General features: G+C 64.3%; 12 protein-coding genes. 4 read left to right on the forward strand and 8 right to left on the reverse strand.

Annotated elements, in window-relative coordinates:
* Positions 1-11 precede the first annotated feature (11 nt).
* Positions 12-1,181, forward strand: a complete 1,170-nt coding sequence (locus tag ACFPOU_RS10160) for a tetratricopeptide repeat protein (protein WP_379720209.1) — start codon at positions 12-14, stop codon at positions 1,179-1,181.
* Between the two features lie 116 nt (positions 1,182-1,297).
* Here ACFPOU_RS10160 and infA read toward each other — a convergent pair whose 3' ends face one another.
* The 8 genes from infA to ACFPOU_RS10200 form a co-directional block, all read right to left on the reverse strand.
* Positions 1,298-1,567 (reverse strand): translation initiation factor IF-1, encoded by a 270-nt coding sequence (gene infA, locus ACFPOU_RS10165; RefSeq protein WP_193688260.1) that lies wholly within the window; start codon positions 1,565-1,567, stop codon positions 1,298-1,300.
* 577 nt (positions 1,568-2,144) lie between these two features.
* Positions 2,145-4,574 carry a PAS domain-containing protein gene (locus ACFPOU_RS10170; protein ID WP_379720214.1) on the reverse strand — a complete coding sequence of 810 codons (2,430 nt, stop codon included), beginning with the start codon at positions 4,572-4,574 and terminating at the stop codon, positions 2,145-2,147.
* 64 nt (positions 4,575-4,638) lie between these two features.
* Entirely contained in the window at positions 4,639-5,151 is a 513-nt protein-coding gene (locus tag ACFPOU_RS10175; RefSeq protein ID WP_379720368.1) for a DNA-deoxyinosine glycosylase, read from the reverse strand.
* A 362-nt stretch (positions 5,152-5,513) separates the two neighbouring features.
* Positions 5,514-6,992 (reverse strand): efflux transporter outer membrane subunit, encoded by a 1,479-nt coding sequence (locus tag ACFPOU_RS10180; protein ID WP_379720217.1) that lies wholly within the window; start codon positions 6,990-6,992, stop codon positions 5,514-5,516.
* Positions 6,989-10,168: an efflux RND transporter permease subunit gene (locus tag ACFPOU_RS10185; RefSeq protein ID WP_379720220.1), complete on the reverse strand. Its 3,180-nt coding sequence runs from the start codon at positions 10,166-10,168 to the stop codon at positions 6,989-6,991. The genes ACFPOU_RS10180 and ACFPOU_RS10185 overlap by 4 nt, the downstream gene beginning before the upstream one ends.
* 3 nt (positions 10,169-10,171) lie before the next feature.
* Entirely contained in the window at positions 10,172-11,359 is a 1,188-nt protein-coding gene (locus tag ACFPOU_RS10190; protein WP_379720223.1) for an efflux RND transporter periplasmic adaptor subunit, read from the reverse strand.
* 146 nt (positions 11,360-11,505) lie between these two features.
* Positions 11,506-12,363, reverse strand: a complete 858-nt coding sequence (locus tag ACFPOU_RS10195) for an alpha/beta hydrolase (RefSeq protein ID WP_379720226.1) — start codon at positions 12,361-12,363, stop codon at positions 11,506-11,508.
* Positions 12,360-12,572 carry a hypothetical protein gene (locus tag ACFPOU_RS10200; protein WP_379720229.1) on the reverse strand — a complete coding sequence of 71 codons (213 nt, stop codon included), beginning with the start codon at positions 12,570-12,572 and terminating at the stop codon, positions 12,360-12,362. The genes ACFPOU_RS10195 and ACFPOU_RS10200 overlap by 4 nt, the downstream gene beginning before the upstream one ends.
* 141 nt (positions 12,573-12,713) lie before the next feature.
* Between ACFPOU_RS10200 and ACFPOU_RS10205 the strand changes: the two genes are divergently transcribed.
* The 3 genes from ACFPOU_RS10205 (at position 12,714) to ACFPOU_RS10215 (ending at position 14,693) form a co-directional block, all read left to right on the forward strand.
* The gene (locus ACFPOU_RS10205) at positions 12,714-13,664 is read left to right on the forward strand and encodes a LysR family transcriptional regulator (protein WP_379720232.1); all 951 of its coding nucleotides are present in this window, start codon (positions 12,714-12,716) and stop codon (positions 13,662-13,664) included.
* Between the two features lie 58 nt (positions 13,665-13,722).
* On the forward strand, positions 13,723-14,169 hold the full coding sequence (locus ACFPOU_RS10210) for an Mpo1 family 2-hydroxy fatty acid dioxygenase (RefSeq protein ID WP_379720235.1): 447 nt from the start codon (positions 13,723-13,725) through the stop codon (positions 14,167-14,169).
* Between the two features lie 77 nt (positions 14,170-14,246).
* Positions 14,247-14,693, forward strand: a complete 447-nt coding sequence (locus ACFPOU_RS10215; RefSeq protein WP_379720238.1) for an outer membrane lipoprotein — start codon at positions 14,247-14,249, stop codon at positions 14,691-14,693.
* Positions 14,694-14,733: the final 40 nt, after the last annotated feature.

The raw sequence follows: 14,733 nt of genomic DNA on the forward strand, positions 1-14,733 counted from the left end.
TCGGAGGCATGATGAGAACCTGGATTCTGTCGCTGCTCGTTCTGCTGTCCGGCTGCGCCCAGCTGGACCCGGATCAGGCAGGCATCGGCCGGGTCGCTCCCCTCCTCGAGGACACCGCCTTCCCGCCTCCCGCGGCGCCCATCGATACGAGCGAGCTGTTCGCCCTCAGCCCCGACATGCGGCGCCATCTCAACAGCACGCCGTTCCGTACCCTGATGCGCGAACATGGCCAGCCCTCCGGCCTGCTGCGCGCGCTCTACGACCGCCGCGAACTGGCCCTCGACTACGATGCCACCCATACCGGCACGGCCGCCGAGACCTATGCCGGGCGCAAGGGAAACTGCCTGTCACTGGTCATCATGACGGCCGCCTTTGCGCGCGAACTGGGCATGAGCGTGCAATTTCGCGAGGTGCAGGTCGAGGACACCTGGAGCCGCGAGCGCGCCATTTACCTGGTCAGCTCGCACGTCAACCTGAGCCTGGCGCCGGCCGGCCCGCGCGGCGACGACGCTGGCACCGGCACGCTGACGGTCGATTTCGTGCAGCTGCCGCCCGACACGCAAGAGCGGGTCCGCTTTCTCGACGAAGCCGACATCGTGGTGCGCTACATGAACAACCGCGCGGCCGAGGAACTGGTACGGGGCCGCCATGTCGACGCCTACTGGTGGGTGCGCGGCGCACTGCTGAAAAAACCGTCGTTCAGCGCCGCCCTCAACACCCTGTCCGTCGTCTACCAGCGCGCCGGGCAGCCGCTGCTGGCCGAGCAGGTGTACCGCGCCGCACTCGAGCGCGAGCCCGATAGCCTGGTCGTGATGCAGAACCTGCAACCCCTGCTGGCCGCCAACGGCAAGGCAGCCGAAGCGCAGGCGCTGGCGCAGCAGCTGGCGCGCCTGTATCCGGCGCCGCCCTATCACTATTTCCACCAGGCGATGCAAGCCTACCAGGCAGGCGACTTCGCCAACGCACGCACGCTGTTCGCGCGCGAAGTGGCGCGCGCGCCGCACAATGACGAGTTCCATTTCTGGCTCGGCCTGGCCAGTCTGCAACTGGGCGAATGGAAGAAGGCGGAAAAGCAGCTGCTGCTGGCGCGCGATACCAGCGTGCGGCCCGAGGCGCGCGCGCGCTATTCGGCCAAGCTGATGCACTTGCGCGCTATCGCGGCAGGGCCAGGGCGTCACTGAATGATGGGAAACGTGCAAGGGAAGATGCGGGCGGACCGAATGGCCGCGCCGCGGCGTGCTGGCGTTACCGGTCGCGATGGCGGCATGCGCCGATCGCGGCCTGGAGCAGGAACGGCTTAACGGCGGCGCTGGAAGCCGCCGGTGCGTGGCGCCGGGGCGCCGCGCGTTTCAATGTGACGGAACACGATACGGCCCTTGTTCAGGTCGTAAGGCGACAGTTCCAGCGTGACCTTGTCGCCGGCCAGGATACGGATATGGTTCTTCTTCATCCGGCCCGAGGTATAGGCGATCAGCTTGTGGCCGTTGTCGAGGTCGACGCGAAAACGCAGTTCCGGCAGCACTTCGGTCACGAGGCCATTCATTTCGATGAGTTCTTCTTTTGCCATGGTGGTTTCCTTTGGATTGATTGACTGCGAGCCGGCGCATGAACACGGCGCCACGACGATGCTGCCGGTGCACAGCGCCCGCGGGGACTGGACCGGACAAAAATTAAACGGGCCGCCCTGGCGGCGGAAAGAGAATGGCGGCGGCTGTGTTCCGGGCCTGCAACCGGACGCCGACCTGCGTAGAGAGAGAAAAAAAAGCCCGCTTGCTGCGGGCTTCGTTTCAATGTATTGCCAATGCTTGTATCGCTGCTCCAGCCGATGCTATCTGCAAGGTGCGGAGCCCTGGACGCCCATGCTATCTGCAAGGTGCCTCCATCGGTGTAAGTCGACCAACGTATCTCGAATCACAATCCCGCCTGGCTGGTCGCTGGCGACATTACACATATCGCGTTGCGGGCTCGTACGGAATGTCATGCAGGCCTCAAGACCTTCACGACTGACGCCAGTGTACCACGGATCGGCCAGGCGTGTATGGATGGGCCAAGATTGCCTGTTCCTGCGCAACAGTCGTCCGGCCCCCGGCGGCCATCGGGATGCCGCACTCTTGCCTTTGATAAGAGGCGTCAGACTCTACCAGTCAGAAGTAGCTGACTTCTGCAAGTATCGTCAAGAGCTGTCTGATATCGACCGGTTTGACCAGATGATGATCAAATCCAGCAGCCAGCGCTTGCTGACGATCGCTCGCCTGCCCGTATCCGGTCACTGCAATCAGCAGTGCGTCCGCCGTCTGCGGCGATGCCCGGAGGCGCTTTGCCAGTTCATAGCCATCCATTTCCGCTAAACCAATGTCGAGAATGCAGACTTGTGGTGGGTCAGATTTGACACGTTCGAGCGCACGATGCGATCCATGTTCGATCAGTACTTGGTACCCGCTCGCTTCCAGCAGCATACCCAGCATGGAAGCAGCATCGGTATTGTCGTCGACCACCAGAATACGCAGCGGACTGCTGTTGTTGGGCATTGCCGGATGAGCCTGTTGCACGCTCTCTTCCTGATCCTGACCGGATAGGCGCGGCAAGCAGACTGTGAACGTACTGCCCCTTCCGACGCCTGGACTTTCGCAGGCAACCATCCCATGATGCAATTCTATCAAGCTCTTGACCAGGGCGAGCCCTAGTCCCAGTCCTCCCGAGGATCGGTCAGAAGTGCGCTCCCCTTGAGCGAACAGATCGAATGCACGGGACACCAAGTCGGGAGTCATGCCGATGCCGTTGTCAGTCACTTGGATGAGCACATGCTGATTGCGCACTTCGGTTTTGAGCAGGATTTGCCCGCCCTCGCGGGTATATTTGGCCGAATTGGTCAGAAGATTGACTATCACCTGGACCAGCCGCTTCCTGTCACCCATCACCAGAGGCGGTTCCGGCGTTAACTGTACGCCGAGGCGATGGCGGCGCGAACGGATCAACGGGGTCACCTGCTCGATGGCATCCGCCACGACATGATTGATATCGATTCTGGCTCTTTCAAGCTCGATTAGCCCTCGGGTAACTCGCGACACGTCCAGTAAATCGTCCACTAGACTGGTCATGTGCCTTACCTGGCGGTCAATTATCTGACTCGTTTGCCGCACGCGGGCCTCATCGATTTTTACCAGCTGCAGCAGCTCGGCCGCTGCGCGAATCGGCGCAAGGGGATTTCTTAGTTCATGGGCCAGCATTGCCAGGAATTCATCCTTGCGCCGGTCGGTGTCCTGCAGCTTTTCCTCGCTGAGCTTGCGGTCAGTGATATCACGGAAAAAGAACGCAATGCCGCCGTCGAGTGAACGATGAACCCGAACCTCCATCCACGATCGCGTATTGTCGGGCAAGACGTGCACATTTTCGATAATCTCTGTCTTCCCGGTTTCCATTACGCGGCGGTAAACGACTTCGCTCTTGGTTCCCTTCAGATAGGGCCAGACATCCCAATGGCTGCGCCCAATGACTTCGCTGGCGCGACATCGCGTCAGCCGCAATCCCTCCGCATTCATGCGCAGAATGGTCCAGTGGCGATCCAGAACGGCGAAGCCTTCAAGCATGTTGTCGAAGATGTATTGGCTCTGATCGCGTTCGTAGCGCAAGTTTGACTGCGCGCGCGCGCTTTCCAATGCGGACCAGGTTCGGTCTACCATGTCCTCGGCCATTGCAACTTCAGTATTGTTCCAATAATGTACTTCTGAATCATGCACACTCAGGATGGACTTTAGTCGACCGTCCTTTAATAGCGGAATGGCGATGAAGGACCGCACGCCCTTCGCCAAAAACGCATCGGCATAGGAGGCGCAATGTTCGTTCGTGGTGACATCATCGACGGAGATTGTCCGCCCTCCACGCACGATATCGATGACTTGGGGACCAAACTCGTCCAGCACCAGTCGCATGCCGGCCATTGAGGCCATTGAACCGTCGGCCCAATCGCGCGTCAGGTCAAGAAATTCTTCGGAATCGTCCACCTCACCGTAAAACACCCGCTCCGCATTCAAAAATCTTCCAAGCAACTCGCTCGCAGCGGCGGTTACTTCATCTGGGGCGGTCAGCGGGCGGATTCGATCAGCGAGCTGGAGTTGAAACGTTTGCCTCGCGATGTATTCTTTTCTTGCCGCTTCCGCGCGTTCGCGTTGTGTCACGTCGACCGTGCGGTGCGAGATGCAGATCAGCTTGCCGTCGTTATCGAAAATTGGTGTATTGGAAACGCTCCAAAACCGTTCTTCATAACCTACACTTCCGTCAGGCATTTGCACGGGGATCGGATAGCGCTGTACTGGAAGCCTGTCAGGTTTTCCAGTGGCGATGACCTTGATAAGCGATTGATGAAGTGCAAGCGTTCCCGTGTCCTGTGGATCTTCAGGATTCCCTGGAAAGGCCTCGAACAGGGGTTTTCCCACTACATCATCGCGCTCGCGCGAGACTGCCTCCAAGCCTCTATTGTTGACTGCAAGAATCGTTAAGGAGGGATTTGCAGAGAACAGGAATTCGCCGTCCGGTGAATTGTTGAAAACAGACTGAAAAATATTGAAATCTATCATCTTGGTGCTTCGGCAGGAAGACAGATGACATCATATCCGTATTGCGCCTATCTAACTAAGGTGTTCACATCTCCGGGCTAGCGGACAGTGGGACGCTGGTCTTTGGGTCTACGATCTTTTTCCAGACAGCCAGCTTATCTTCAAAGGACATATGAGCGTAGGCTGGCGATGACGAGGGCAATAAGAGGGTTTCGAAACCTGCCATGCTAAAGCGTTGCTCGGATTTGCCGGAGGTCTTACCGTTGAAGCAGACGCGGAAAAGGTGCGGGCTGTGACGTAGCAGAACGCCAAATTCGTTAGCCCGTGCCTGACGAATGGCGGCGTCCAAGCTTCCTTCACGTTCGCAAGCGGCGATGGTGTCCCATAAGCCGATCTGATGAGCAAGCAAGCGAGCCAGTCGCTCGTCATACTCCATATCTGCAAGAGGCTCATTTGTCACTGCTGACATAAGCCGCCAGAACTGATTCCTCGGATAGGCATAGTATCGCTTTGCCGAAAGCGAAGCCTCACCAGGAAAACTCCCAAGAATGACAATCCGGGTGTGTCGATCAAGAACGGGAGACAAGCCAACGAGCATAGGCAGAACTTTCATTTTCGCAAGTTATGAGGCAGCGTTCGAAATGAACGCTTCGTCCCCAGATTCCGACTGTGTCAATGGGCTGAAACCTAGCGCCATGTGGGTTCTGGGCGCATTTTACATACACACTGAACAAACCCCGTCACGCATAAACACGTGCGCGTAGTACCGGTCCGCGGCGAGCGACTGCGCTTGGGCAGCTACCCAGGATCAGGGATGCGGGTGTCGGTATCGAGCACCGGCGCCAGGCCGGTCAGCAGGGTGGAGTCGGGGGGTGCCGGAGTCGTCATCCGAGGATTGTAACCGCGCATGAAACCGGCGGACCCGGTGGGATCCGCCGCAAGGGGTCCACGTAATCGGGCTTAGCGCATCGCCAGCGGCGCGGCGTCGGGCGTCGGCGCATCCCAGCCGCCACCCAATGCGCGGATCAGGGCGACGGTGGTGAGCGCCTGGTTGCCGCGCACCTGCACCGCGCTGCGTTCGACGGCGGCCAGGTTGCGCTGGGCGTCGAGCAGGTCGAGATAGCTGGAACGGCCGGCGTCGTACAGCTTGCGCGCCAGTTCGGCCGAGCGCCGTGCCGAACGCACCGCGTCGTCGACCTGCGCACCTTGCTCGGCCAGGATGCGCACGCCGGCCAGGTTGTCCTCGACTTCGGCAAACGCCGCCAGCACCCGTTCGCGGTAGGCCGCCACCGATTCCTCCAGGGCCGCCTCGCTGCGCGCCACGTTCGCCTTGTTGCGCCCGCCATCGACGATCGGCAGCGCCAGCAGCGCGCCCAGCACCCAGGAGCGGCTGCTCCAGGTGAAGACCTCGGCCACCGTGCCGCCGATGCCGCCGCCGCTTGCATTGATGTTCAGCGCCGGGAACATGGCGGCGCGCGCCACGCCGATGCGGGCATTGGCCGCCTCCATCGCGCGCTGGGCGGCGGCGATGTCGGGCCGGCGTTCGAGCAGGGTCGAAGGCAGGCCGGCGGGAATCGCCGGCAGCGCGCCGCCTTCCGGCAAAGGGCTGGTGCTCGCCGTGAAGCGCGCGGCCGGCCGGCCCAGCAGCACCGCCAGCGCGTGTTCGGCATGCGTGCGCTGGCGCTGCAGGCCGATGGCGTCGGCGCGCGTGGCCGACAGCTCGGTCCTGGCGCGCGACAGGTCGAATTCGCCGATGTCGCCCACATCGAAACGGCGCTGGTTCACGCGCACGCTTTCCTCTCGCAGGCGCACCGCGGCGTCGACGGTGGCCAGCTCCGCGTCCAGCGCGCGCAGCCGGAACCAGGTCTGGGCCACGTCCGCCTGCAGCGAGAGCAGCACCGAACGGTAGCTGGCATCGACGGCGCCCGCATCCTGGCGCGCCGCCTCCACGTTCGCACTCACGCGGCCGAACAGGTCGAGCTCGTAACTGGCGCTCAGCCTGGCGCTATAGCCCGTTTGCGGCGCGACCGCACTGCCCTGCGGCAGGCCCGGGTCCAGGGCGGATGGCCGGGCGCGCTGGGCCCCGACCCCGACGCCCACCTGGGGCGTGCGGTCCGCTTGCGCGATCCCCGCGATCGCCCTGGCCTGCTTGACGCGCGCCGCGGCCACGGCCAGGCCGGCGTTGTTGCGGGTCGCCTCGTCGACCAGTTCGGTCAGGCGCGGCTCCTGGAAGGCCAGCCACCACTGGCCGCGCGCCTGCTGTTCGGCCGGCCGCGCCTCACGCCAGCGGCTGCCGTCGGCCGCGGTGCGCACCCCAGGCGCTGCCTTGAAGGCGCTCGGCGTATCGATGGCGGGCTGCTTGAAGACGGGCGCCGCGCAGGCGCTGAGCAGCAGGGCCGCCAGCAAGGGCGCAACGCCGCGTGCAATCATCGTTCTCATTGGCGTACTCCTTCGGCGCGCACCGCGACAGCGGTGACGGCGGGTTTTTCGAAGCGCTTGGCGAACGTGCGCAGCAGGACGTAGAACAGGGGCGTCAGGAACAGGCCGAAGAAGGTCACGCCCAGCATGCCGGCGAACACAGCGACACCCATCGCATGGCGCATCTCGGCGCCGGCGCCGGTCGAGAACACCAGCGGCACCACACCCATGATGAAGGCGATCGAGGTCATCAGGATCGGACGCAGGCGCAGGCGGCTCGCTTCCAGCGCGGCGTCGACCACGCTGCGGCCATGGTGTTCGAGCTCGCGGGCGAATTCCACGATCAGGATCGCGTTCTTCGAGGCCAGGCCGACCAGGACGAACAGCGCGATCTGGGTAAAGATGTTGTTGTCGCCGCCGCTCAGCTTGACGCCGACCAGCGCGCACAGGATCGACATCGGCACGATCAGGATCACGGCCAGCGGCAGCGTCCAGCTTTCGTACTGGGCGGCCAGCACCAGGAACACCAGCAGCACGCACAGCGGGAAGACGAAGACCATGGTGTTCCCCGACAGGATGTCCTGGTAGGCCAGGTCGGTCCATTCGTAGGCGATCCCCTTCGGCAGCGTCTCCTTCGCGATCTGCTCGAAGATGGCTTGCGCCTGGCCCGACGACACGCCGGCCGCCGGGCCGCCGTTCATGTCGGCCGACACGTAGGCGTTGTAGCGCTGCACGCGGTCCGGGCCATAGGTGTCCTTCACCTGCATCAGCGAGGACAGCGGAATCATCTCGCCTTTCGTGCTGCGCACCTTCAGCTGCGCGATCTGGTCAGGCTGCGAGCGGAACTGGGCGTCCGCCTGCACGCGCACCTGGTAGGTGCGGCCGAACTGGTTGAAGTCGTTCACGTACAGCGAGCCGAGATTCACTTGCAGCGTCTGGTAAATCGTCTGCAGCGGCACGCCCAGCTGCTTGGCTTTTACCCGATCGACGTCGGCGAACAGCTGCGGCACGTTGATCTGGTAGCTCGAGAACACGCCGGCCAGGCGCGGATCGGCCCAGGCCTTGGCCTGCATCGCCTGCGCCGCCTTGTACAGCGCGTCGTAGCCGAGATTGCCGCGGTCTTCCAGCATCATCTTGAAGCCGCCGGTGGTGCCCAGGCCGTTCACCGGGGGCGGCTGCAGCACCATTACGAAAGCGTCTTCCACGGCACCCATGCGCTTGTTGATTTCAAGCGCGATGGCTTCTGCCGACTGGTCCTTGCCTTTGCGTTCGCTGAATGGCTTCAGGCCCGTGAAGACGATGCCGGCGTTGGGCGCATTGGTGAAGCCGTTGATCGACAGGCCGGGGAACGCGATCGACGATTCGACGCCCGGGATTTCCCTGGCGATGGCCGACATGCGGCGGATCACGGCGTCGGTGCGATCGAGCGAGGCGGCGTCCGGCAGTTGGGCGAAGCCGATCAGATAGGCTTTGTCTTGCTGCGGCACGAAGCCCGGCGGCACCACCTTGAACATGAACACGGCCGCGATACCGAGGATCGCATACACGCCGAGCGACAGGGTCTTGCGGCGCAGGACCGTCTGCACGCCGCCCTCGTAGCGCTGCGAGGAACGCCCGAAGAAGCGGTTGAAGGCGGCGAAGAAGCGGCCGAAGACGGCATCGATGCCACGCGTGAGGCGGTCCTTCGGCGCATCGTGCGGCTTCAGGAGCGCCGCCGACAAGGCCGGGGCCAGCGTGAGCGAGGCAAACGCCGAGATCACGGTGGAGATCGCGATCGTCAGCGCGAACTGGCGGTAGAACTGGCCCGTGAGGCCCGAGACAAAGGCAATCGGGACGAACACGGCGCACAGCACCAGGGCAATGGCCACGATCGGACCGGACACTTCCTTCATCGCCTGGATCGTTGCGTCATGCGGATTCAGGCCGTTGCCGATGTTGCGCTCGACGTTCTCTACCACGACGATGGCGTCGTCGACCACGATGCCGATCGCCAGCACCAGGCCGAAGAGTGACAGGGTGTTGATCGAGAAGCCGAACATCAGCATCACGGCGAAGGTGCCGACCACGGATACGGGAACGGCCAGCAGCGCAATGGCGGAGGCGCGCCAGCTTTGCAGGAACACGATCACGACAATCGCAACGAGCACGATCGCTTCGAACAGGGTCTTGATGACGGAGTCGATCGACTCGCGCACGAATTGGGTCGGGTCGTACACAATGCTGTATTCGACGCCTTCCGGAAACTCTTCCGACAGTTCGGCCATGGTGGCGCGCACGTCGGTGGACAGCTGCAGGGCATTCGCGTTCGGCGCCTCGAAGATCGGAATCGCGACCGCCGACTTGTTGTTCAGGAGCGAACGCAGCGCATACGAATTGGCCCCCATCTCCAGGCGCGCCACGTCCTTCAACAAGGTGGTCGAGCCGTCCCCGCCGACCTTGACGATGATGGCGCCGAATTCCTCGACGCTCGACAGGCGGCCTTGCGTATTCACGGTGAGCTGGAAATCGGCGCCTTTGGCCGGTCCCTGGCCGATGACGCCGGCCGCGACCTGCACGTTCTGCTCGCGGATGGCGTCGACGATGTCGCCCGCCACCAGGCCGCGCGCGGCGACCTTCTGCGGATCGAGCCAGACGCGCATCGCGTAGTCGCCGGAGCCGAACAGCTGCACTTCGCCCATGCCCTCGATGCGCGCCAGGCGGTCCTTGATGTTCAGGGTCGCGTAGTTGCGCAGGTAGAGGTCGTCGTAGCGGCCGTCCGGGGAATTGAGGTGCACGACCATGGTCAGGTTGGGCGAACTCTTGACGGTGGTGACGCCGATCTGGCGCACCTCTTCCGGCAAGCGCGGCAGCGCGCGCTGGACGCGGTTCTGGACCTGGGTTTCGGCCTGCTCGACATTCGTGCCGATGGCGAAGGTAACGGTCAGCATCAGGGCGCCGTCCGAGGTGTTTTGCGAGGACATGTACAGCATGTTCTCGACCCCGTTGATCTGCTCTTCCAGCGGCGCGGCCACCGTCTCGGCGATCACCTTTGGATTGGCGCCCGGATACTGGGCGCGCACCACGATCGAGGGCGGCACCACGTCCGGGTATTCGGAGATCGGCAGCTGGAAGATGGCGATCAGGCCCGACACGAGGACGAGCACCGACAGCACGACCGCGAAGATCGGCTTGTCGACAAAGAAGCGGGAGAAATTCATGGCTTACTCCTTGGCGCTGGTGGCGGCGGCCAGCGCCAGCGGCGCGGCGCTGCCCATCGGGACGATCTGCGGCGCCACCGGCGCGCCCGGACGCACGCGCTGCAAGCCGTTGACGACGATTTTTTCGCCGGCCTTGACGCCGCTGCGCACGACGCGCAGGCCGTCGACGACGGGGCCGAGCGTCACGGGACGGTATTCGGCCTTGCCGTCGGCGCCCACGACGAACACGAACTTGCGGCTCTGGTCCGTGCCCACCGCGCGTTCGTTGATCAGGACGGCATTGCGGCTGTCGGCCGCGCCCAGCTGGACGCGGGCGAACAGGCCGGGCACGAGTGCGCCATCCTTGTTCTCGAAGGCTGCGCGCATGCGCACGCTGCCGGTGCGGGCATCGAGCTGGTTATCGACGAATTCGAGCGTGCCCTCGTGCGGGAAGCCTTCTTCGTTGGCCAGGCCCACCCGCACCGCCACCGGCGCGCCGTCGCGGGCCTTGGCGCCGACGCGCAGATAGGTCTCTTCGTCGCCGTCGAAACTGGCGTAGATGCGCTCGATCGACACGACGGAAGTGAGCACCGCCGTGGAGTCGACCAGGTTACCGAGGGTGATTTCGGCTTTCGAGACGCGGCCGTCGATCGGCGAGACGACGCGGGTGTAGGACAGATTCAGGCGCGCCGCTTCGTATTGGGCCTGGGCGGCGCCGGCATTGGCTTCGAGTTCCTTCTGGCTGGCGGCGGCTTCGTCGAATTCGCGGCGGGCGATCGCCTTGTCGGCCACCAGGCTCTCGGCGCGCGCCAGCTCGCGCCTGGCGAGATCGGCTTTGGCGCGGGCCGAGGCAGCGGCGGCCTGGGCGCGGGTGGCTTCGGCCTGGTAAGGCCGCGGATCGACCACGAACAGCACGTCGCCCTTCTTGACTTTGCTGCCCGGCTTGAAGTTGACGGCGGTGATGAAGCCGCTGACGCGGGAACGAATGTCGACCTGCTCGACCGCTTCCAGGCGGCCGGAGAATTCCTGGGTTTCGGCGACCGGCTTTTCCAGCACGATGGCGGCCGAGACGGGCGGCGCGGCGGGTGCCGCGGCGGCGGGCTTGCCGGTCGCGTCGTCGCAGCCGCTGAGCGTGCCGGCAAGGATGCCGGCCGCGGCCAGCGCGACGATCAAGGGCCGGGCGGTGCTGGCCAGGTATGTCGGTTTTTTCATGATGGACCTTTTTTTATTGCAAGAACGTAAATACGTTGGCGACACCCGTCCTGCCCGCGACGAATCGCAGGAAAAACGGGTCCCGCCGCACCGGAACGGTGCGGCTATCCAGTTCGCTAGTGTTGGAAAATCAGGAAGCTGCTGGCTTACGCTGGAAGCCTCTCCTGCCCTTCGAGATCAGCAATGAAGTCGGCGATGGCGGCCAGTGCCGGCCCCTCGCAGGCGCATTCGTTGCGGTTGTCCGCCATCTGCGGCGCCGGCAGCATGCGGCGCACGGTCGCCTGCACGCCGAAGCCGGCGAGTTTGGCGCCATAGGCTTCGGCTTCGTCGCGCAAGGGATCGTCGTCCGCGGACAGGATCAGGGCCGGCGGCAGGTTCTTGAGCCGGCTCGATTGCAGGGGCGAAGCATACGGATGGGTACGGTCGGCTGCGTTCGGCAAATAGCCGCGGTAGGCGGCGGCGCAGCCGTCAGCCAGCTTTTCCTGGTCGGGGCAATTGGGCATCTCGCGCATCGAGCAGGTCGACAGGCCGGGGTCGAGCATCGGCATGATCAGGACCTGGCCGGCGAGCCTGGGCGCGCCGCGGTCGCGCGACATCAGGGCGCAGACGGCGGCGAGATTCGCGCCGGCCTCGATGCCGGCCACCAGCAGGTGCTTGCCGCTCCAGCCAAGCCTGGTCTTGTTCTTTGTCGCCCAGAGCAGCACGGCGTGGGCATCCTCGACCGCCGCCGGGAAGGGACGCACGGTGGCGAGCGTGTAGCTGGACGCCAGCACCACCGGAGCGTGGCTGACCCCCGCCAGGCGGCGCAGGAAGCCGTCCGAGTCGTCGAGGTTGTCGGCGACGAAACCGCCGGGCGGGAAGAACACGACCAGGGTGTCGCGCCTGGCCTTGGCGCCGGTGGCGTACAGGCGCCCCTTCAAGAGGCCCTGCTCGCCGGCCACCTCCAGTTCGCGCATCCGCACCGCGTCGGCGGCGGGGTCGACGGCATCGAAGCGGTCGTTCATCGCGCCCCCCGCGGCGAGACGGCGGCCAGCGTCGCCATCGGCGCGGCCTCGTTGCACAGCGATTCGGACACCGCAGCGGACAGCGCATGCACGCCGCGCGCTTCGGCCTGCGCCGCCTGGGCATAGACCCCGCTGCCGACCACCCCCGCCATGGCGAGGGTACCGATCGCCATGGCGATGCTTGCCACGATGCTGTCCCGAATCTTCATGTCCTGCTCCCGCTGACTGATAGGTTTTTCTGCAATGCGATCACTATAAACACGATCGTCAAGCAAATAAAGATGGCAATCTCGAATTGATTGTTCGTGAATGGCGAACAATAAGCTTAAAATATCGGGAAAGGGGGTTCCATGAACAAACTTCAGGCGATGGAAGTGTTCGTCCAGGTGGTCGACACAGGCAGCTTTACACGCGCGGCGCAGGTGCTCGACCTGCCGAAAGCGAGCGTCTCGACCCTGGTGCAGGCATTGGAAGCCTCGCTCTCGGCCAAGCTGCTGCACCGCACGACGCGCCAGGTGACGGTGACCTCGGACGGCGCGGCGTATTACGAGCGCTGCGTGCGTATCCTGTCGGACGTGCGCGAAGCCGAAGAGTCTTTGTCGCGCATGCGCATCAATCCGAGCGGGCGCCTGCGCGTCGATACCCCGACCGGCTTGTCGAGCGAGATCCTGATTCCCGCCCTGCCCGCCTTTTTCGAGCGCTACCCCGACATTACGCTGGAAATGGGCAGCACCGACCGTCCGGTCGACCTGGTCGAGGAAGGCGTCGACTGCGCGGTGCGCGGCGGTGCGCTGACGGATACCAGCCTGATCGCGCGGCGCGTCGGCATCATCAACTTCGTCACTGCGGCCGCCCCGTCCTACCTGGCGCGCTTCGGCGTGCCGCGCCATCCGGGCGAGCTGGCGCAGCACCGCTGCGTGAACTATTTCTCCGCCAAGACCGGCAAAGTCTACGACTGGGATTTCAACCGCGACGGCGAGCACATCAAGGTGCCGATGCCGGGCGTGATCGCGCTGAACGATTCGAACGCCTATGTGCAGGCGGGACTGGCGGGCCTGGGCGTGGTCCAGATGACCGACTACCTCGTGATGCGCCACGTCGAAGCGGGGCGCATGGTGCAGGTGCTGCCGGACTGGACGAGCGATCCGCTGCCGGTGCACATCGTCTACCCGCAGAACCGCCACATGTCGGCCAAGGTGCGCGTGTTCGTGGAATGGGTGTCGGAAGTGTTCGCGAACCATCCGCAGATGCGGCTCGGCGCGCGGCCGGCATTCGCGCCCGTGGCCGATGCGGCGACCTGATTGTTGGCCCTGCTCCGGTGTAGAATCTTTCGCATGACCATCACGGCCGGAGACACCCTTGGACCAGACCGCAAGCGCGCGCACCATCCACGCCCTGCTCGCCCAGTACGGCGAGAGCCACCGCCATCGAACCAATGAGCTGATCCACTTCGTGTGCGTGCCGCTGATCGTGTTTTCGCTGCTCGGCATCCTGTGGGCCATCCACCCGGCCGCCGCGCTGGCCGCCGTCGGCTGGGCGATGTGGTACTACCTTCAACTGTCGAAACCGTTCGCGGTCGGCATGCTCGCCATGTCGATCCTGATGCTGGCGATCCTCGCCGCCATGCCGCCGATGACGGTGCTGCCGCTGTCGATCGCCGTCTTCGTCGTGTCCTGGATCGGCCAGTTCATCGGCCACAAGATCGAAGGAAAAAAACCTTCTTTTCTCGACGACGTGCGCTTCTTGCTGATCGGTCCGCTGTTCGTGCTCGGCTTCCTGTACCGGCGTTTCAACCTGGCCTACTGAGGCGCCGATGCGGGTGGCGCGGGCCGCTTTCGAGGAGTAAGCTTTTCTGGCAGCGCCTCGCGCTTTTGGAGACCGCCATGAAAACTTCCCTCTCTCTCGTTTTCGTCGCCCTGCTCGCCGCTTGCGCCGTCCCGCCGCCGTCGGGCAGCGTCTACCACGCCTACCAGGCCCAGAACGAGCAAGTCATCCGCACCGGCACGGTCGAGTCGGTACGCAATGTCGTCATCGTCCATCCGGAATCGGGTGTCGGCACCGTGGGCGGCGCCGCGCTCGGCGGCCTGGCCGGCTCGCAGGCCGGCAGCGGCGACGGGTCGGCCGCGATGGGCATCATCGGCGCCATCGCGGGCGGCTTGCTCGGCCAGCGGGTCGAGGCCGGCGCGAACAGGCGTCACGGTGTCGAAATCACCGTCAGGCTCGACAGCGGCGAGCTGCGCGCCGTGACCCAGGCGGCGGACGAACTGTTCCGTCCGGGCGAGCGCGTGCGCCTGCTCAGCAACGGCTACACGACGCGCGTGACGCATTGAACCGGCCTGCGCCGCGTCGCCCGGCGGCTGATGCGGCACC

Source organism: Massilia jejuensis (genome assembly GCF_042656795.1).
In the GTDB taxonomy this organism is placed as follows: domain Bacteria; phylum Pseudomonadota; class Gammaproteobacteria; order Burkholderiales; family Burkholderiaceae_D; genus Telluria; species Telluria jejuensis.